Here is a 17,740-nt window from a genome sequence, read left to right as displayed (position 1 = left end):
GGCGGCGGTCATGGCGGTGGAAACGGCGCCGGACATGGCGGTGGCATGGGAGGGCATAGTGGAAGCGGGAAGGGCCTTGGAAGTGATCACGCTGGAAAGGCGACACGCGATCATGGGGTAAGCGGCAATCATTACGGAAGCTCGCGCAACAGCGACAACGGTCATGGCACCACCACCTCGGGTGTCGCTCACTCCAAGGACACTCGCGGTTTGGCCAAGTCCACGGCCATCTCTCGAACGACGCCAGGCGATCATAATTCGAAAGGCCTCAGCAACGCTGTCGGGTCTTCTTCAAAAAATGATCGATGATTTGACCGCATCCATGCAGTACCGGCTTTAGCGTGCACGAAAGCTCAGCGTAGGCCCGACTAAATGAACGGGTCACCCCCACACCCTGCGAGGGCTGAGCTTTCGCAGGGTGTTTTGTTTTGGAGGCCATCATCACGAGCGAGTCAGCACGGGGCGGGATCGATCTCGGTAACCACAGTTGCCACCTGCATGGCCAAGACACGTTGGGCCAAGCGGTGTATCGCAAGAAGTTAGACAGCACGATCAGCCACACAGCCCAGATTCGCATCCCAAGTGCAGGGGCGCTTAGCTGGCGTAGCAAGTTTCTGATTGGCCAGGCCTGCATTTTGCTGCTGCGCTCTGTGTCGTAGCGGCCATGCTTCAGGTCGCATCTGGATGCGGCCTTAATCTTACCGGTCAGTATAGTCAGCTCCGTCCCTTTGCCGGAGTGCCTTGAATTGGACAATACCCGTGAGCGTTTGATTGATGCCGCGCTGAAGCTGTTTCTGTCGCAAGGTTTATATGTGACGGGGGTAACGGCCATTGCCGCGATGGCGGGTGTTACCAAGATGACGCTCTACAGCCATTTCCCCTCCAAGGATGCGCTGATAGTGGCTTGCCTTGAGGAGCGTGACCGACGCTGGCGTGAAGAGGTAGCGCGCACCCTGGCCAGGCATCCTGAGCCGGTCAGTGGCATGCTTGCTTTTTTCGATTTGTATGAACGTTTTCTTTTAAAAGATAGCGAGCGCGGGTGCCTGTTCGTTAACAGTGCGGCTGAATTCCCCCAGTTTAGCCACCCCGTGCATTTGGCAGTGAGCAGGCATAAGCAAGGGATACGCGAAAACCTTGCTGCCTTGGCCATAAGCGCCGGTATAAACGACCCCGACGCAGTTGCCCAAGGGTTGTTTATCTTGTTGGAAGGCAGTTTTGTCAGCGGCGCGATGGGCCAGGACATGCGGGTATTCGACACTGCCCGACAGATAGCTCATTGCTGGATCCAGAGGCAGGAGCAGGGCGTATGACCCTGGGCTTGTTAGCGGCCATTGCCGCCACCTTTTCCTGGTCACTGCTCTACATCTTTCCGGGGCTGGTCGGTGACTACAGCCTTTTTGACCTGGCGGTGGTGAGCTATGCCTTTGCCGGGTTAGGTAGCCTGCTGGTGCTATTCGTTTACCGTAGCCAAGTGCGGCAATTGCGACTGATTGACTGGGCCTGTGCCGCACTGCTGGGCTTCTTGGGATACATTGGCTACTTCTTCCTGATCACCACTGCGGTCTTGGCAGCCGGGCCGGTGATCCCTCCGGTGATGATGGGGTCAGTACCGATCGTGCTTGCGATTGCCGGCAACCTGCGCAGTGCCAGCGTGCCCTGGCGCGCCATTGTCGGGCCACTGCTGGTGGCGGCCCTGGGCATCAGCCTGGTCAATCTGAGCGTGTTTGATGCTAGCCGTGCGGCGGTAGTGCTCCCGACCGCGTCGTTACTGCTTGGGTTGCTTGCATCGTTGTTGGCAATCGCATTCTGGACCGGTTTTGGTCTGTTGAATGAAAGTGCTTTGGCTCAACGCCCAAGCATGTCTCCCATGTTGTGGTCAGCCATGTTGATCTTCATGTGCAGCGTCGAAATGCTGGCGTTCATCCCGGTTGGGCTGTACTTGAAACTGTCTCATTTCGCTAGCCATCCGAGCGGATTGGCAGGTACTCAGGCGCTGATCGTCTGTGGGCTGATTCAGGGGTTAGGGGCCACCCTTGCAGGTGCCTGGGCATGGTCAATCGCAACGCGGCGTCTTCCGCTGGCGCTGAGCGGGCAATTGATCGCCAGCGGGACCATTTATGCAACTACGATGGGCCTGCTCATCAACCAACGCTGGCCGTCTCCTATGGAAGCGCTTGGAACAGCCTTGTTGTTCGTAGGGGTGGTGTGGGCTATTCACGCCTTTTATCGCAAGCAAACACGCCTCCAGACGCATGGCGAGGCATCCAGGGTACGTATCTGATCCCCGGCTCGGTTGCCCGGCCATGCCTCTGGGCCGGCCAAGTTGGCTACGCCCGCTGTGCATGGCTCAGCCTATTTCAGCGGCACGTAGATGTCCGTCTGCCATTGCTCCAGTGGCGTTTCCGGATAGACGCTCAGGTAATGAAAGAACAACGGATGATCACGCAGTTCTTCGTTGCTCGATGGCAGCCAGTCACGATAAAGCGGGTAGATGGTTTCGCCAATATAGTCAGGCGAGCCGGTATGTCGAATCACGGCACAACGCCCTGCCGGTATAACCCGTTCATGCACGCCGAAATCGTTGGGGTGCACTGCCTCGTCTATCTCGCCGCACACGGCAAAGCGAAAGGCGTGGGCCGGGGTGGTGTCGGGGTTGTCGTAGGGGATACCGAAGGTACGGCTGCTGGCCACAGGCGACTGGCCACTTTGCATGCGCCATTGGCGAAAACGCGCGACGCTTTCGCTGACCAGGCCGGGCGGCCCTTGGTGTTCGAGCGCGGCCACGCGGGTTTCGGCGAAATTCACGATACGGATCTGCATGGTGATACTCCTGGATCGGTGAGGAACATTGAATACCGCACTCCAGGCCTGCCAGTTCGGCGCCTTGGCGAACGTGCTCGGCGCCATGCCGAAGGCGCGCTTGAACGCTCTGGCAAAGGCTTCGGGGCTTTCGAAACCGGCGCCGAATGCGGCCTCCAGTATGGGCGTCGCGGGCGAGGCGACCAGTTGATGCGCTGCGCGTCGAAGCCTCATCAGTTGCACATACCGTGAAACCGGAACGCCCATGTAGGCCGTGAACTGCCGATGGAAGTGAAACACCGAGAAGTTAGCGATGCGGCTCAAGGCATTCACCGACAGGTCACCTTCGAGGTGGCTGTCGATGTAGGCAAGCACGGTTTCGAACCGTTTCATGTAGCTAGGGTTGTGCTGTGAGTCAGTCAACGAACGGAATCTCTGGAAGGTGCGGTAAGCGCTAGCATCCGTTGTTCAGGCACCGGGGTGCCTAGCCGTGATTGCTCTATCGGGTGGCTTGATGTGCTGCCAAGAGTTATGAGTCAGGGTTACAGGGTGAGTACCAAGGGGCAGCAGCGTCGACGTGAACATGTTTCTGCTTCCTGGGCAGGAACGGAGTATCAAGCGTTCCCAGCGCTATCGAAATCCAGTCGGCAAACTCACCTTGGGCGCGTGACCAGAACAAGATCGAGCCGCACTCCGTGCAGAACTCGCGCGTAACCGTCGGTGATGAAGAAAAGGCCTTGATGCTGGTAGCGCCGCGCAATATTCGCAGCATGCTGCGCGGAATACTGCCGTACGAAGCGAATGCGGCGCCGTGACTTTTGCGGCACTGGCTGCAGTGGCAGTGGGTCACTGCCTTGGGTGGGGTGAGTAGCAGGTAAGAGACTGCTGCACACAAGCAGCTTCCTTGGTATGCCTCTGTCATTGGCGCTTCCGTGCAGGTGGGAAAGCGCCAGCGTAAACGCCTTGGTTCGATCAGTCGACTGGCCTGCGATCACGGGCGAGCAAAGCTGTTCAGCCCGATCCAGAGGCGCTAACGGCCCTGAGCGGACATCATTTGCGAATAGTGCTGAATGGCCGTAAGTTTCTTTATACCTGACTCAAGGACCGAGCCATGACTAATACCCCCGAAAAGATACTGTTTCTTCCCGGCGCCTCCGGCAACACACAATTCTGGTGCCCGGTCGCCGAAGCCCTCGAAACGTCAATTGCCGCGCAACACATGGGCTGGCCTGGATTTGGCAGTACACCAGCCAAGCCGAACATCACCGGTTTGAAGCATCTCGCCGAGATGGCGATCGCAGAAATCGACAGGCCCACGGCCTTGGTGGCGCAATCAATGGGCGGGGTTGTCGCAGTGCTTATCGCACTTGAGCGCCCCGACTTGGTCACTCACTTGGTTCTAGCCGCCACCTCGGGCGGCTTGAACCTCCCTGCTTTGGGTGCTACGGACTGGCGCGAGGCGTTCGAAGCAGATTACCCAACCCTGCCACGCTGGTTCCTGGATGATCGCACCGACCTGTCCAGCCAATTGCACGAACTGCAACTCCCGGTACTGCTGCTTTGGGGCGCAGAGGATGCGATCAGTCCGATCACGGTTGGTCAGCGGCTAGTGCAATTGATACCCGATGCCACGCTGGAGGTGTTCCCCGAGGCCGGCCATGATCTCGGCCATACGCATGCCAAGGCTGTCGCGCGACTGATCGACAAGCACCTTGGCTGAAGGCAGCGTTGGTGAAGGGCTGGTTGTTCCCGTCTTCCAGGCCTGCTCCGTCATCCTCGCAGGAAGCGACGGCAACAGCAGCGCCTGCGGGCCGATAGGCAATCAAACGCTACGTGTCAAGCCGCCATCGACCTTGATGTTCTGCCCGGTGATGTAGGCAGCGCCTTCGCTGGCAAGAAACGCAATGGTGGCGGCGATTTCCTCGCAGGTGCCATAGCGTCTGAGCGGCACGCTGTCGCGGCGCTGTTCGGTGGCTGGCAGGCTGTCGATCCAGCCGGGGAGGACGTTGTTGATCCTCACGTTGTCCCCGGCAAATTGGTCGGCGAAGATTTTGGTGAATGCGGCCAGGCCCGAGCGGAACACTGCAGACGTCGGGAACAGCTCACTCGGCTCGAACGCCCAGGCGGTGGAAATGTTGATGATCACGCCCCCTTTCTGGCGCTGCATGTAGGGCGTCACCAGGCGAGTCGGGCGAATGACATTGAGCAGATAGGTGTCCATGCCCTTGTGCCAGTCTTCGTCGCTGATTTCCAGGATTGGCGCGCGCGGACCATGGCCGGCGCTATTGACCAGCACGTCGATGCGCCCCCACTTTTCCACCACGGCATCGACCAGGCGTTTCAGGTCCTCAACCGACTGGTTGCTACCTGTTACGCCAATACCACCAAGCTCGGCAGCCAGGGCTTCGCCCTTGCCCGAGGAGGACAGGATGCCAACCTTGAACCCGTCAGCGGCCAGGCGCCGTGCCGCTGCCGCGCCCATACCACTGCCACCTGCTGTGATGATCGCAACTTTTTCTACTGACATGCTGCCTCCGGAACGTTAATGGCTGAATGCTTAGGCGCACTAAAATTAGCAGCAGTCCTAGCAGCGAGGGAGACAGCTAAACTTCAGCAAGGCAGTAGATTAACTATTGCCTGCTTGTTGCTTGAGCCAGCGCTGGACGATGCCTAGAGACTCCGGCTGCTGCAACTTTCGTGGCCACACCAGATAAAACGACTTATCGAGCCTGAGTTGCTGAGCGAAGACCTGGGTCAGCCTGCCCGCGACGATGTCGTCACTGACGAACGCCAGGCTTGCCAACGCAATACCCTGACCACTGATGGCCGCATCGATGGCCAATGAAGTCTGGTTGAACCGCAGGTTTCTGGCAGTCGCTTGCCCGTGTTGGGGGAACAGTTGTGCAAGGAACCGAGGCCAGAAATCATGGGCATCGTGGAGCAGGGTGAACGCTTGAAGCTGCTCGAAGCTGGTGGGGGCCTTGCAGGCTTCGAACAACGTTGGGCTGGCCACGGCGACGAGACGCTGTTCCATCAACAGTTCGCTGTTCAAGCCCGCGCCGATGTCGGGCTTGCCATAGCGGACTGCGAGATCCACGCCGTCGGTATTGAAGTGGGACAGCCGATCTGTGGCCAGTACACGTAAATCGATGTCCGGATGGCTGTGCGCAAAGCTGCCCAGCCGGGGAATGAGCCATTTGGAGGCAAAGGTCGGTGTCACGCTGACCGTCAGGTGAGACGCCTGTGGCCGCAGCAGGCGGGTTGCCTCATCGATCATCGCCAAAGCGTTGCGAATGCTGCCGCTGTAGCCCAGCCCCGCATCGGTCAGTGCCAGGCCCCGGGGCAGGCGCTCGAACAAACGAAGGTTCAGGCTCGCTTCCAGCCCGCGTATCTGTTGTGCCACTGCCGCCTGGGTCACCCCCAGCTCTTCGGCGGCCAGGCGGAAGTTCAGGTGGCGGGCAACCACTTCGAACACACGTAGCGCATTGAGTGAGGGCAAATCAGGGAAACCGTTTGGCATGGGGATGGACAGGGTCGGGCTGGAGGATTCAGCCACGAGGCTACTCGTCGAGCGCCTGTAAAGAAACCCGCGCCACCGCAGCCAATCCACCTCGCTGCGCAGCAAGCCCTCTGTTGGCGGCTGGCCAATTCCATCGTTCGGCTTGACGCGTGAAATTTTTCGTGTAAATTTTCATGAAAAATAAGTCTAAAAATTTCACGGCAGTCCGAAACGATGAAGATGCACGAAGAGGTTGAAGCCCTCGCGATCCTTATTCACGACCTGCGCAAATTCAAGAACCTGACCTTGGGTGAACTGGCCGAGCGCATCAACCGTTCGGTGGGTTTCCTCTCCCAGGTCGAGCGGGGCGTTTCGCGCCCGACCGTGGCAGACCTCACCGCTATCAGCGAAGCGCTCGGCGTATCAACAGCGTATTTCTACAACCTGAGCAAGCCCCGCAGCATTGGCTGGGTCACGCGCCCCCACGAGCGGCGCACGCTGTACCTGGAGTCGGGCATCACCGACGTGCTGGCCTCGCCGACCATCGCAGGCGCCTTCTCCATGCTCGACAGCCTTCTCGAGCCGGGCGCCACCAGTGGGGAGGCGTACTTGAGCGACCGTTCCGAGCAGGGCTGTTTCGTGCTCGAGGGCGAACTCACGGTGTGGCTGGACCAGGGCGATGCCGTGACCCTGCAAGCCAACGACTGCTTCCAGCTGCAACCCCATGCGCCGTTCCGTTACGCCAACTTGACGGATAAAACCACCCGTGTGCTCTGGGTCTTCAATTGAATTCGTTCACCTCACAAGGATAAGAAGATGAGTGTCATCTTTCCGGATCTGCTGGCTGAAGTGCGCTCGTTCCGAGCAGAACACCCGGCAATTCGCTATGTCGACCTGATTGCGCTGGACATCCCCGGGCACTTCTACGGCAAGCGCTACCCCATGGACATGCTGGAAAAAGTCGCAGCCGGTGCGCCACTTAAGCTGCCACAGAACTGCGTGCTGCTGGGTACCCAGGGCGGCCTTTACCCGATTGGTGACTATTGCTTCGCCGACGGCGACCCGGATGCCGCCCGGCGCCTGGTGCCGGGTACGCTGAAGCCGGTGCGCTGGGAAAAGGAAGTGATCGCCCAGATGCTGATCACGTCCGACGGCACTGCAAAGCCGATCGAATTCGAGCCTCGTGAAGTGCTGGCGCGTGTGCTTCAGCGTCTGGCCAAGCGTGGCATCCGCCCGGTGGTGGCGTTCGAACTGGAGTTCTACCTGTTCGACCGCAAGCTTGATAACGGCCTGCCACAGTATCCACGTGACACGGCGACCGAGGATGAAGACGATCAGCCGAACATGCACATCGAGCGGTTGTCACGCTTCTCGTCGGTCCTGCACGAGATGGTCGATGGCGCCAACGAGCAGGGCGTGCCGGCGAACGTCATCACCGCAGAGCTGGGCCCAGGCCAGTTCGAGATCAACTTCTCGCACAGCGACGATGCCCTCAGTGCGGCGGACTGGTCGGCACTGTTCTGCCGCAGTACCCGCGGTATCGCGATGAAGCACGGCTACCGTGCCAGCTTCATGAGCAAACCCTACCTGGACGCGCCAGGCAGCGGCATGCATGTGCACGTCAGCCTGTACGACGCTGCCGGCAATAACATCCTGGCGGGAAGCGAACAGCGCAAGCTGCGCCATGCGGTGGCAGGCTGCCTGGAACTGCTGCCGCACTGCATGCCGATCTTTGCCCCCAACCACAATGCCTACCGACGTTATGGCGCCATGGTCAACGCGGCGAGCAAGGCCAGCTGGGGGTTCGAAGACCGTGACGCGTGCATCCGCATCCCTGAGTCCGACCCGCGCAACCTGCGCATCGAGCACCGCCTCGCTGGCGCCGACGCCAACCCGTATCTGGTGCTGGCGGCCATTTTGACCGGGATGGAGCATGGTCTGGATCGCGGCGTGGAGCCCATCGCCCCGCTGAACGACAACCGCCAGAGCGGCATCGACTTCCCCAAGGATGCCCTCAGCGCCTTGGCCGCCATGCGTCACCACCCGGTGGTCAACGAAGGCCTGGGCAGCGAGTTCGTGATGGTCTATTGCGAAAACAAATACCAGGAGCAACTGGACTTCATGCACCACATCGATGCCCGCGAATACCGCTGGTTCCTGTAGGTGCCGAGGTTGGAACAGCGACGCTGCACCCTCCCTTTCTACCGTTTCAATACAACGCGCAATATGGATTTGCCGGAGGAAGATATGCCACGTGTGCCCGTGATCGGCATTACCGCATGCACCAGCATGATTGAGCTGCATGCAACCCAGACCATCAGCGAGAAGTACGCGCGCGCGGCAGCCAAGGCGGCGTGTGGGCTGCCCATCGTCATTCCCAGCCTCGGTGAGTTGATGGACAGCGCCGATATTCTCGACGTGGTGGATGGGCTGATCTTCACCGGTTCGCCGTCCAACATCGAGCCGTACCACTACAACGGCCCGGCCAGTGCCGCGGGCACCCATCACGACCCTCTGCGCGATGCCACCACGTTGCCGCTGATGCGCGCCGCCATTGCCGCCGGCGTACCGGTACTCGGCATTTGCCGCGGCTTCCAGGAAATGAACGTGGCGTTGGGTGGCACCCTGCACCAGAAGGTCCACGAGACCGGCATGTTCATGGACCACCGCGAAGGCAAGGATGAGCCCCTCGACAAGCAATACGGGCCGCGCCACACCCTGCATGTAGAGCCTGGCGGCATGCTCGACCGCATGGGCTTGCCGGCGATATTCGACGTCAATTCCATCCACGGCCAAGGCATCGACGTACTGGCCCCCGGGCTGAGGGTGGAGGCGCTGGCACCCGATGGCCTGGTGGAAGCGATTTCGGTCGAGAGCAGCAAGGGCTTTGCCCTGGGCGTGCAATGGCACCCCGAGTTCCAGGTCATGGATAACCCCCATTACCTGGCCATCTTCCAGTCCTTTGGCAAGGCCTGCCGGCACCGCTCGGTGCTGCGCCAGAGGCTGTTGCTGTCTGCCTGAGCAGCCAACTTTCCCACCTGAAAAAAATACCCTCGCAGCGCGGCTGCGCAACTTGATGGAGTGAAGTCAATGAGTGAACAGAATTCGCAGACCCTTGCCTGGCAAACCATGAGCCGCGACCATCACCTGGCCCCGTTCAGCGATGTCAGGCAACTGGCTGAGAAAGGCCCACGCATCATCACCTCGGCCAAGGGCGTGTACCTGTGGGACAGCGAGGGCAACAAGATTCTCGATGGCATGGCCGGCTTGTGGTGCGTGGCGGTCGGCTATGGTCGCGATGAGCTGGCTGAGGTCGCCAGCCAGCAGATGAAGCAGTTGCCTTACTACAACCTGTTCTTCCAGACCGCGCACCCGCCCGCGCTGGAGCTGGCCAAGGCGATCGCCGAGGTGGCCCCGCAAGGCATGAACCACGTGTTCTTCACCGGCTCCGGCTCCGAAGGCAACGACACCGTGCTGCGCATGGTCCGCCATTACTGGGCACTGAAGGGCCAGAAGAACAAGAAGGTCATCATTGGCCGCATCAACGGCTACCACGGCTCTACCGTGGCGGGCGCGGCCTTGGGCGGCATGAGTGGCATGCACCAGCAGGGCGGGGTGATCCCGGATGTCGTGCACATCCCGCAGCCATACTGGTTCGGCGAAGGCGGCGACATGACCGAGGCCGACTTCGGCGTGTGGGCGGCCGAGCAATTGGAGAAGAAGATCCTCGAAGTTGGCGTGGACAACGTTGCTGCCTTCATCGCCGAGCCGATCCAGGGCGCCGGTGGCGTGATCATTCCACCGCAGACCTATTGGCCGAAGATCAAGGAAATCCTGGCCAGGTACGACATCCTCTTCGTCGCCGACGAAGTGATTTGCGGGTTCGGCCGTACCGGTGAGTGGTTCGGCACCGATTACTACGACCTCAAGCCTGACCTGATGACCATCGCCAAGGGCCTGACCTCCGGTTACATCCCCATGGGCGGGGTGATTGTGCGTGACGAGGTGGCCAAGGTCATCAGTGAAGGCGGCGACTTCAACCACGGCTTCACCTATTCCGGCCACCCTGTGGCGGCAGCGGTGGGCCTGGAGAACCTGCGGATCCTGCGTGACGAGCAGATCATCCAGCAGGTGCACGATAAAACCGCGCCGTATCTGCAACAACGCCTGCGCGAACTGGCCGACCACCCGCTGGTAGGCGAAGTGCGCGGCCTGGGCATGCTCGGTGCGATCGAGTTGGTGAAAGACAAGGCCACCCGTGCCCGTCATGAAGGCAAAGGTGTCGGCATGATCTGTCGCCAGCACTGCTTCGACAACGGCCTGATCATGCGCGCTGTAGGCGACACCATGATCATCGCGCCACCGCTGGTGATCAGTATCGAAGAGATCGACGAATTGGTAGAGAAAGCCCGCAAGTGCCTGGACCTGACCTATGAGGCTGTTCGGTAACGGCAGAGGGCCTGGTTAGCTGTTCTCAGCACCTGTGAGATCGAGCGCCGCCCGCGCGGTGCTCGATCGGAGCCGCAATCGTACATTTCACGTCAGGCACCACCCGCAAAGCATTTTGCTTTGTGAAATGAATCCTGTACTTTTCTGGGCATCCATTTCCCGTCTGAAAGTCGCGATTCAACCATGAAAGTGCACGAAGAAATCGAAGGCCTGGCAGTACTGATTCGCGACCTGCGCAAGTTCAAGGGCCTGACACTGGGCGAACTGGCACAGCGCATCGGCCGTTCGGTGGGCTTTCTGTCCCAGGTCGAACGCGGCGTATCACGCCCGACCGTGGCCGATCTCACTGCCATCAGCGAAGAGCTCGGTGTATCCACAGCCTACTTCTACAAGCTGGACAAACCCCGCGAGCTCGACTGGGTGACCCGCCCGCACGAGCGTCGCACGCTGCACCTGGCGGGTGGCATTACCGATGTGCTGGCATCGCCCTCGATAACGGGCGCGTTTTCCATGCTCGATAGCCATTTGCAGCCGGGGGCCAGCAGTGGCGAGGAGTACCTGGACGACAGCTCGGAGCAGGGTTGCTTCGTGCTCGAAGGCGAACTGACGGTGTGGTTGGGCGATGCTGAGCCGGTCACGCTACACGCCAATGACAGTTTTCAATTGCAACCCCACGCCCGTTTTCGTTACGCCAACCTGACCGACAAGCCCACACGCGTGCTTTGGGTGTTCAGCTGAGGGCCGTCGCAAAGGCATGCGCATTGTGCTTCGGCTAGCCGGGAAAGTTGGCCTGCAAGCAATGTGCAGGCTGCATGGGGTATCCTTGCACCACGCAATCAACTTCGAAGCAGTGAATGAACAATGGGTTTTGAACAACTAGCTGAGCTACGAGATCGCCTGCGGGCGGAAAAAGGGCAGGTAAAGGCCGATAGCGCGAAACCGCCCAAGCGCAAGTCGCCCCCGCAGGCGAAGCCGCGTGAGATGGACCCGGCGGTGGCAGCGATCTGGCCACTGCAGAAGCATTTTCCCTTGGCTTTCCCGGTCAACCCGGCCCCCAAGGTGCCGCTCAAGGAGGGCATTTTCAAGGATGCCGAGCAACACCTGGAGCTGCTTGGGTTGACCCGCGAACAGCTCAAGCTGGGCATTTCCACGTGGTGCCGGGGCGCTCGATACTGGGCAAGCATGGTGGAGAATGCTCCTCGCCTTGACCTGAATGGTCAGGCCGCAGGTTCTGTGACCGCCGCTCAGGCGCTGCATGCCAAGCAGCAAGCTGCGCGGCAACGCAGCCAGGACCGACGCAATCGTGCGAAGTCAAAGGCCCAGGCTCCGGCCCCCGCCGCCGACACCGTAACGGTGCAGTCCACCGACTGAACTCAGTCGCGTTCTGCCGTGTAGCCATGCTGGATGGCAGCCCATTGCGGGGCTGCCGTCTGGCAGGCCCGGTAATGGACCAGGTTCGGTTTCGAGGCCTGGTGCATGTAACGATGGTTTCAAGACCCACCTGATATGCAAGCCGTGGCAGCTGATGCCGGGGCGTAATCACGTGCGTCGGTTTCAGAATGCGCCTGGTCGCTCGTATACAACCCCTCGGCGCTACAAGTGCCATGCTAGCAGGATGCCCAAGGGTCAGTGCGCGCAGACGTGCGGCCGTGGGCGAGGAGGCCACCCGTACCACGCAACTGTGACGTGGATGGTGCGCCGCAGCAGAACACGCCGGAAACCTGCCCCCTAAAACAATCAGGCAGGGTCCGTGATGCCGAGGTCCGCTGTATGCCTGATGAATTGCTCCACCTGCCTGTAATCCAGCGTATTCTGGCCCGCGACAAGGACACCCCCGGTGCCCTGTTGCCGATCCTGCATGCTGTCCAGCACGAGATGGGTTACATCCCCGATGCCTCGGTCCCCGAAATCGCCCATGCCCTGAACCTCAGCCTGGCTGAAGTGCGTGGGGTAATCAGCTTTTATCACGACTTCCGCACCGCGCCGCCCGCTCGCCACACCCTGCGCCTGTGCCGTGCCGAGTCGTGCCAGAGCCGTGGCGCCGAAGCCCTGGCCGCGCAATTGCGTGAACAGTTGGCACTGGACGACCACGGCACCAGCGCCGACGGGTCCATCAGCCTGCGCCCTGTTTACTGCCTGGGTGCCTGTGCCTGCTCGCCAGCGCTGGAGCTGGACGGCCAGGTGCACGCGCGACTCACCCCTGAGCGCCTGCGAGACTTGGTCAATGGTTGCCGGGAGGACTCAGCATGCTGAAGCTGTACATTCCCTGTGATTCCGTAGCCCGTGCCGTGGGTGCCGACCAGGTCGCCGAGGCCCTGCTGCGCGAGGCCGAGCGCCGCCAGTTGCCGCTGGACATCCAGCGCACCAGCTCGCGCGGGCTTTACTGGCTGGAGCCGCTGATCGAGTGCGACAGTGCGCAAGGGCGCCTGGGTTTCGGCCCGATTACGCCACACGATGTGCCGTCACTGCTTGATGCCCTGGCGGGCGAACCCGGTGGCCACTCGCTGGCACTGGGGCCGGTCGAAGAAATACCCTATCTCAAGACCCAGCAACGCTTGCTGTTCGCTCGCGCTGGCATCACCCGCCCATTGTCGCTGGACGACTATCGTGCCAACGGTGGTTTCGCAGGCCTGGAGGCCGCTGTGGCGCTGGATGGTGCCGAAGTGGTTGCCGCAGTACTCGACTCCGGCCTGCGTGGCCGTGGTGGTGCGGCGTTCCCGGCCGGCATCAAGTGGCGCACCGTGCGTGATGCTGGCGCCGGGCAGAAGTACGTGGTGTGCAACGCTGACGAGGGTGACTCGGGCACGTTCGCTGATCGCATGCTGATGGAAGGCGACCCCTTCCTGCTGATCGAGGGCATGATCATTGCCGGCCTCGCCGTGGGTGCCGACAAGGGCTATATCTATGTGCGCTCGGAGTATCCCGATGCCATCCGGGTACTCGACCAGGCCTTCGCCATCGCGCGTGACGCTGGCTACCTGGGTGCTGACGTAGCCGGCAGCGGCCAGGCGTTCGACCTGGAGGTGCGGGTGGGCGCCGGTGCCTATATTTGCGGCGAAGAAACCGCGCTGCTCGAATCCATCGAAGGCAAGCGTGGCATCGTCCGCGCCAAGCCACCGCTGCCTGCGCTGCAAGGGCTGTTCGGCCTGCCGACGCTGGTGCACAACGTGCTTACCCTGGCTTCGGTGCCCATCATTCTGGCCAAGGGTGCAGCGTTCTATCGCGATTTCGGCATGGGCCGCTCGCTGGGCACCATGCCGTTCCAGCTGGCCGGCAACATTCGCCAGGGTGGCCTGGTCGAGCGCGCGTTCGGCCTGACCCTGCGCGAGCTGGTGGAAGGCTATGGCGGTGGCACGGCCAGTGGCCGGCCGCTGAAGGCCGCGCAGGTCGGTGGCCCGCTTGGTGCCTGGGTACCCCCCAGCCATTTCGACACCCCACTGGACTATGAAGCGTTTGCTGCCGTGGGCGCGATGCTCGGCCACGGCGGTGTGGTGGTGGCCGACGATACGTTGAACATGGCCAGCATGGCGCGTTTCGCCCTGCAGTTCTGTGCCGAGGAGTCCTGCGGCAAGTGCACCCCGTGCCGTATCGGTTCCACCCGGGGCATGGAAGTGGTCGACCGGTTGATCGCCAGCAGCGACATCACCGAACGCCATGACCAGGCGCTGTTGCTGCGCGACCTGTGCGACACCCTGCAGTACGGTTCGCTGTGCGCCATGGGCGGTATGACTGCCTATCCGGTGGCCAGCGCGCTCAAGTACTTCCCTGCCGATTTTGGGCTGACCACCACGGAGGCCGCACAGTGATCAATTTCTTCGACCCCGCTTCTGATAAAAGCAGCGACCTCGGCACACCGGCCCGCGAAAGCGACGTGCAGGTCAGCCTGAGCATCGACGGCCGCGCCATCAGCGTGCCTGCTGGCACCTCGGTCATGCGCGCCGCCGCCATGCTGGGCACCAGCATCCCCAAACTGTGCGCCACCGACAGCCTCGAAGCCTTCGGCTCCTGCCGCATGTGCATGGTGGAAATCGAAGGCATGCGCGGTTACCCGGCATCCTGCACCACGCCAGTCAGTGAAGGCATGGTGGTGCGCACCGAAACCCCGCGCCTGGCCGGGCTGCGTCGCAACGTGATGGAGCTGTACATTTCCGACCACCCCCTGGACTGCCTGACCTGTTCGGCCAACGGCAACTGCGAGCTGCAGACCGTGGCCGGCCAGGTGGGCCTGCGTGAGGTGCGCTACGGCTATGACGGCGCCAACCACCTGGACGAGAAAAAAGACGTTTCCAACCCGTATTTCGACTATGAGCCGAGCAAGTGCATCGTCTGCAGCCGCTGTGTGCGCGCCTGCGAGGACATCCAGGGTACGTTCGCTCTGACCATTACCGGGCGTGGTTTCGAATCGCGGGTGGCGCCAGCGGGTGGCGAAAACTTCCTTGCTTCCGAATGCGTTTCGTGCGGCGCCTGCGTGCAGGCCTGTCCGACCGCGACCCTGACGGAAAAGAGCCTGGTGCAGCTTGGCCAGCCTGAGCGTTCGGTCATTACCACCTGCGCCTACTGCGGCGTTGGCTGCTCGTTCCGCGCCGAAATCAAGGGTGACCAGTTGGTGCGCATGGTCCCGGACAAGAACGGTGGCGCCAACCACGGCCACGCCTGCGTCAAGGGCCGCTTTGCCTGGGGCTACGCCACCCACCCGGACCGCATCACCAAACCGATGATCCGCAAGCGCCTGGAAGACCCATGGCAGGAAGTCAGCTGGGACGAGGCCGTGACCTATGCCGCCAGCGAGTTCCGCCGCATCCAGCTCAAATACGGGCGCGACTCCATCGGCGGTATCACCTCCAGCCGTTGTACCAACGAAGAAGCCTACCTGGTGCAGAAACTGGTGCGCACGGCGTTTGGTAACAACAACGTCGATACCTGTGCACGGGTGTGCCATTCGCCCACCGGTTATGGCCTGAAGCAGACCCTGGGTGAGTCGGCCGGCACGCAAAGCTTCGACTCGGTGATGCAGGCCGACGTTGTGCTGGTGATTGGCGCCAACCCCACCGATGCGCACCCGGTGTTCGGCTCGCAACTCAAGCGCCGCCTGCGCCAAGGGGCGCGGCTGATCGTGATCGACCCACGGCGCATCGACCTGGTCTACTCGCCGCACGCCCGCGCCGACCTGCACCTGCAACTGCGCCCGGGCACCAACGTGGCCATGCTCAACGCCCTGGCCCACGTGATCGTCACCGAGGGCCTGCTGGCCCAGCGCTTCATCGATGCCCGCTGCGAAACCGAAGACTTCGCCCGTTGGCGCGACTTCGTCAGCCTGCCAGACAACGCCCCCGAGGTGCTCGGCCTGGTTTGTGGTGTGCCCGCTGAGCAGATCCGCGCTGCGGCCCGGCTGTATGCCACCGGCGGTAACGCGGCCATCTACTACGGCCTGGGTGTGACCGAGCACAGCCAAGGCAGTACTGCAGTGATGGGCATCGCCAACCTGGCCATGGCCACTGGCAACATCGGCCGTGAAGGGGTAGGGGTGAACCCGCTGCGCGGGCAGAACAATGTGCAGGGCTCGTGCGACATGGGCTCGTTCCCCCACGAGTTGCCCGGCTACCGGCATGTCTCCAACGAGGGCGTGCGCGCCGAGTTCGAACAGGCGTGGGGCGTGACCTTGCAGCCCGACCCGGGTCTGCGCATTCCCAACATGTTCGAGGCGGCGCTGGATGGCAGCTTCAAGGCGCTGTACTGCCAGGGTGAGGACATCGCCCAGAGCGACCCCAACACCCAGCACGTCACCGCGGCCTTGCTGGCCATGGAGTGCGTGGTGGTGCAGGACATCTTCCTTAACGAAACTGCCAAGTTCGCCCATGTGTTCCTGCCGGGCAGTTCGTTCCTGGAAAAGGACGGCACCTTCACCAACGCCGAGCGGCGTATTTCGCGGGTGCGCAAGGTCATGGAACCGCTGGCTGGCAAGGCCGACTGGGAAGCTACCGTGGCCCTGGCCAACGCCCTGGGCTACCCGATGAACTACCGCCATCCTTCCGAGATCATGGATGAGATCGCCCGCCTGACGCCGACCTTCCGTCGTGTCAGCTACGCTGAACTCGACCGCCATGGCAGCCTGCAGTGGCCGTGCAACGACGCTGCCCCAGACGGCACGCCGACCATGCACATCGACCAGTTCGTGCGTGGCAAGGGCCGCTTCATGCTCACCGGCTACGTGCCCACCGACGAAAAGGTCAACAACCGCTACCCGTTGCTGCTGACCACCGGGCGCATTCTCAGCCAGTACAACGTCGGCGCCCAGACCCGGCGTACCGGCAACGTCGCCTGGCATGACGCCGACCGCCTGGAGATCCACCCGACCGACGCGGAAAGCCGTGGCATCCACGACGGTGACTGGGTCGGCATCGGCAGCCGCGCCGGGCAGACTGTGCTGCGTGCCAAGGTCAGTACGCGAGTGGCGCCGGGAGTGGTGTACACCACCTTCCACTTCCCCGAGTCGGGGGCCAACGTGATCACCACCGACAACTCCGACTGGGCCACCAACTGCCCCGAGTACAAGGTGACGGCAGTGGAAGTGGTGAAAGTGTTCCAGCCATCGCAATGGCAAAAGCGCTATCAGGACTTCAGTGATGAACAGCAGCGGCTGCTGAAAGAGCGCCGCACTGCGGAGAAAGCCGAGGTTCGCCGATGAGCAGCGAAAACCTGGTCAAGATGGCCAACCAGATTGCCCATTACTTCGACAGCGAGCCCGACCGGGCGCTGGCGGTGCAAGGGGTGCGGCAGCATTTGCAGAGCTTCTGGACGCCGGCCATGCGCCGGCAGCTGGCGGAATGGAGCGAGGCCCATGTGGGGGAGGGGCTTGACCCGAAGGTGCGGGAGGCGTTGGTCTAGATCCCCGGGCGGCAACGGAACCTTGGGGGCGGGTTTGTCTGCGAATGTGGCGTTGAAATCAATGACGCATTCGTGGGTGAACCCGCTCCTCCAAGGGGCCTGCATATT

General features: G+C 61.7%; 18 protein-coding genes. 14 read left to right on the top strand and 4 right to left on the bottom strand.

The window, feature by feature from the left end:
• The 3 genes from QYE47_RS23760 to QYE47_RS23750 form a co-directional block, all read left to right on the top strand.
• The coding region (locus QYE47_RS23760; protein WP_301159281.1) for a hypothetical protein at positions 1-309 on the top strand (309 nt) is incomplete at its 5' end.
• 437 nt (positions 310-746) lie between these two features.
• Positions 747-1,310, top strand: coding sequence for a TetR/AcrR family transcriptional regulator (locus QYE47_RS23755; RefSeq protein WP_014591759.1), 564 nt, complete (start codon positions 747-749; stop codon positions 1,308-1,310).
• Positions 1,307-2,281, top strand: a complete 975-nt coding sequence (locus QYE47_RS23750; protein WP_014591758.1) for a DMT family transporter — start codon at positions 1,307-1,309, stop codon at positions 2,279-2,281. The genes QYE47_RS23755 and QYE47_RS23750 overlap by 4 nt, the downstream gene beginning before the upstream one ends.
• Positions 2,282-2,352: 71 nt before the next feature.
• On the opposite strand, the gene QYE47_RS23745 is transcribed toward QYE47_RS23750, so the two are convergent.
• Complete coding sequence (locus QYE47_RS23745; protein ID WP_014591757.1) at positions 2,353-3,192, bottom strand: GyrI-like domain-containing protein; 840 nt, start codon at positions 3,190-3,192, stop codon at positions 2,353-2,355.
• Positions 3,193-3,328: 136 nt separating this feature from the next.
• Entirely contained in the window at positions 3,329-3,721 is a 393-nt protein-coding gene (locus tag QYE47_RS23740) for a GFA family protein (RefSeq protein ID WP_081343622.1), read from the bottom strand.
• Between the two features lie 189 nt (positions 3,722-3,910).
• On the opposite strand from QYE47_RS23740, the gene QYE47_RS23735 reads away from it, so the two are divergent.
• Positions 3,911-4,519 (top strand): alpha/beta fold hydrolase, encoded by a 609-nt coding sequence (locus tag QYE47_RS23735; protein WP_014591756.1) that lies wholly within the window; start codon positions 3,911-3,913, stop codon positions 4,517-4,519.
• A gap of 102 nt (positions 4,520-4,621) precedes the next feature.
• Here the strand turns inward: QYE47_RS23735 and QYE47_RS23730 are convergent, their stop codons facing one another.
• Entirely contained in the window at positions 4,622-5,326 is a 705-nt protein-coding gene (locus QYE47_RS23730; RefSeq protein WP_014591755.1) for an SDR family oxidoreductase, read from the bottom strand.
• 99 nt (positions 5,327-5,425) lie between these two features.
• On the bottom strand, positions 5,426-6,319 hold the full coding sequence (locus QYE47_RS23725; RefSeq protein ID WP_070384491.1) for a LysR substrate-binding domain-containing protein: 894 nt from the start codon (positions 6,317-6,319) through the stop codon (positions 5,426-5,428).
• A gap of 213 nt (positions 6,320-6,532) precedes the next feature.
• On the opposite strand from QYE47_RS23725, the gene QYE47_RS23720 reads away from it, so the two are divergent.
• The 10 genes from QYE47_RS23720 to QYE47_RS23675 all read left to right on the top strand — a co-directional run bounded on the left by QYE47_RS23720 (position 6,533) and on the right by QYE47_RS23675 (position 17,632).
• Positions 6,533-7,087 carry a helix-turn-helix domain-containing protein gene (locus QYE47_RS23720; protein ID WP_014591753.1) on the top strand — a complete coding sequence of 185 codons (555 nt, stop codon included), beginning with the start codon at positions 6,533-6,535 and terminating at the stop codon, positions 7,085-7,087.
• 27 nt (positions 7,088-7,114) lie between these two features.
• The gene (locus QYE47_RS23715; RefSeq protein WP_003248849.1) at positions 7,115-8,461 is read left to right on the top strand and encodes a glutamine synthetase family protein; all 1,347 of its coding nucleotides are present in this window, start codon (positions 7,115-7,117) and stop codon (positions 8,459-8,461) included.
• Between the two features lie 84 nt (positions 8,462-8,545).
• Positions 8,546-9,319: a gamma-glutamyl-gamma-aminobutyrate hydrolase family protein gene (locus QYE47_RS23710; protein ID WP_019437213.1), complete on the top strand. Its 774-nt coding sequence runs from the start codon at positions 8,546-8,548 to the stop codon at positions 9,317-9,319.
• Positions 9,320-9,388: 69 nt separating this feature from the next.
• A complete protein-coding gene (locus tag QYE47_RS23705) occupies positions 9,389-10,747 on the top strand; it encodes an aspartate aminotransferase family protein (RefSeq protein WP_014591751.1) in 1,359 nt (452 codons plus the stop codon).
• A 183-nt stretch (positions 10,748-10,930) separates the two neighbouring features.
• Positions 10,931-11,485: a helix-turn-helix domain-containing protein gene (locus QYE47_RS23700; RefSeq protein ID WP_010953167.1), complete on the top strand. Its 555-nt coding sequence runs from the start codon at positions 10,931-10,933 to the stop codon at positions 11,483-11,485.
• Between the two features lie 123 nt (positions 11,486-11,608).
• The gene (locus tag QYE47_RS23695) at positions 11,609-12,118 is read left to right on the top strand and encodes a ProQ/FinO family protein (protein WP_019437212.1); all 510 of its coding nucleotides are present in this window, start codon (positions 11,609-11,611) and stop codon (positions 12,116-12,118) included.
• Positions 12,119-12,517: 399 nt separating this feature from the next.
• Entirely contained in the window at positions 12,518-13,000 is a 483-nt protein-coding gene (locus tag QYE47_RS23690) for a formate dehydrogenase subunit gamma (RefSeq protein ID WP_014591749.1), read from the top strand.
• A complete protein-coding gene (locus QYE47_RS23685) occupies positions 12,994-14,553 on the top strand; it encodes an NADH-quinone oxidoreductase subunit NuoF (RefSeq protein ID WP_019437210.1) in 1,560 nt (519 codons plus the stop codon). The genes QYE47_RS23690 and QYE47_RS23685 overlap by 7 nt, the downstream gene beginning before the upstream one ends.
• Positions 14,550-17,432 carry a formate dehydrogenase subunit alpha gene (gene fdhF, locus QYE47_RS23680; RefSeq protein WP_070384149.1) on the top strand — a complete coding sequence of 961 codons (2,883 nt, stop codon included), beginning with the start codon at positions 14,550-14,552 and terminating at the stop codon, positions 17,430-17,432. The genes QYE47_RS23685 and fdhF overlap by 4 nt, the downstream gene beginning before the upstream one ends.
• Positions 17,429-17,632 carry a formate dehydrogenase subunit delta gene (locus QYE47_RS23675; protein WP_014591746.1) on the top strand — a complete coding sequence of 68 codons (204 nt, stop codon included), beginning with the start codon at positions 17,429-17,431 and terminating at the stop codon, positions 17,630-17,632. Before fdhF ends, QYE47_RS23675 begins: the two co-directional genes overlap by 4 nt.
• Positions 17,633-17,740: the final 108 nt, after the last annotated feature.

It is taken from the genome of Pseudomonas sp. 2,4-D, assembly GCF_030418155.1.
In the GTDB taxonomy this organism is placed as follows: Bacteria; Pseudomonadota; Gammaproteobacteria; order Pseudomonadales; family Pseudomonadaceae; genus Aquipseudomonas; species Aquipseudomonas alloputida.
This window is presented reverse-complemented; position numbering and strand designations above follow the sequence as displayed.

What these genes read in the sequence shown, in the direction of transcription:
- QYE47_RS23735 (WP_014591756.1), top strand. Translation starts at nt 3,911, where the DNA reads ATGACTAATACCCCCGAAAAGATACTGTTTCTTCCCGGCGCCTCCGGC.
- QYE47_RS23750 (WP_014591758.1), top strand. Translation starts at nt 1,307, where the DNA reads ATGACCCTGGGCTTGTTAGCGGCCATTGCCGCCACCTTTTCCTGGTCA.
- QYE47_RS23700 (WP_010953167.1), top strand. Translation starts at nt 10,931, where the DNA reads ATGAAAGTGCACGAAGAAATCGAAGGCCTGGCAGTACTGATTCGCGAC.
- QYE47_RS23675 (WP_014591746.1), top strand. Translation starts at nt 17,429, where the DNA reads ATGAGCAGCGAAAACCTGGTCAAGATGGCCAACCAGATTGCCCATTAC.
- QYE47_RS23695 (WP_019437212.1), top strand. Translation starts at nt 11,609, where the DNA reads ATGGGTTTTGAACAACTAGCTGAGCTACGAGATCGCCTGCGGGCGGAA.
- QYE47_RS23690 (WP_014591749.1), top strand. Translation starts at nt 12,518, where the DNA reads ATGCCTGATGAATTGCTCCACCTGCCTGTAATCCAGCGTATTCTGGCC.
- QYE47_RS23705 (WP_014591751.1), top strand. Translation starts at nt 9,389, where the DNA reads ATGAGTGAACAGAATTCGCAGACCCTTGCCTGGCAAACCATGAGCCGC.
- QYE47_RS23710 (WP_019437213.1), top strand. Translation starts at nt 8,546, where the DNA reads ATGCCACGTGTGCCCGTGATCGGCATTACCGCATGCACCAGCATGATT.
- QYE47_RS23730 (WP_014591755.1), bottom strand. Translation starts at nt 5,326, where the DNA reads ATGTCAGTAGAAAAAGTTGCGATCATCACAGCAGGTGGCAGTGGTATG.
- QYE47_RS23715 (WP_003248849.1), top strand. Translation starts at nt 7,115, where the DNA reads ATGAGTGTCATCTTTCCGGATCTGCTGGCTGAAGTGCGCTCGTTCCGA.
- QYE47_RS23745 (WP_014591757.1), bottom strand. Translation starts at nt 3,192, where the DNA reads ATGAAACGGTTCGAAACCGTGCTTGCCTACATCGACAGCCACCTCGAA.
- QYE47_RS23740 (WP_081343622.1), bottom strand. Translation starts at nt 3,721, where the DNA reads ATGACAGAGGCATACCAAGGAAGCTGCTTGTGTGCAGCAGTCTCTTAC.
- QYE47_RS23725 (WP_070384491.1), bottom strand. Translation starts at nt 6,319, where the DNA reads ATGCCAAACGGTTTCCCTGATTTGCCCTCACTCAATGCGCTACGTGTG.
- QYE47_RS23685 (WP_019437210.1), top strand. Translation starts at nt 12,994, where the DNA reads ATGCTGAAGCTGTACATTCCCTGTGATTCCGTAGCCCGTGCCGTGGGT.
- QYE47_RS23720 (WP_014591753.1), top strand. Translation starts at nt 6,533, where the DNA reads ATGAAGATGCACGAAGAGGTTGAAGCCCTCGCGATCCTTATTCACGAC.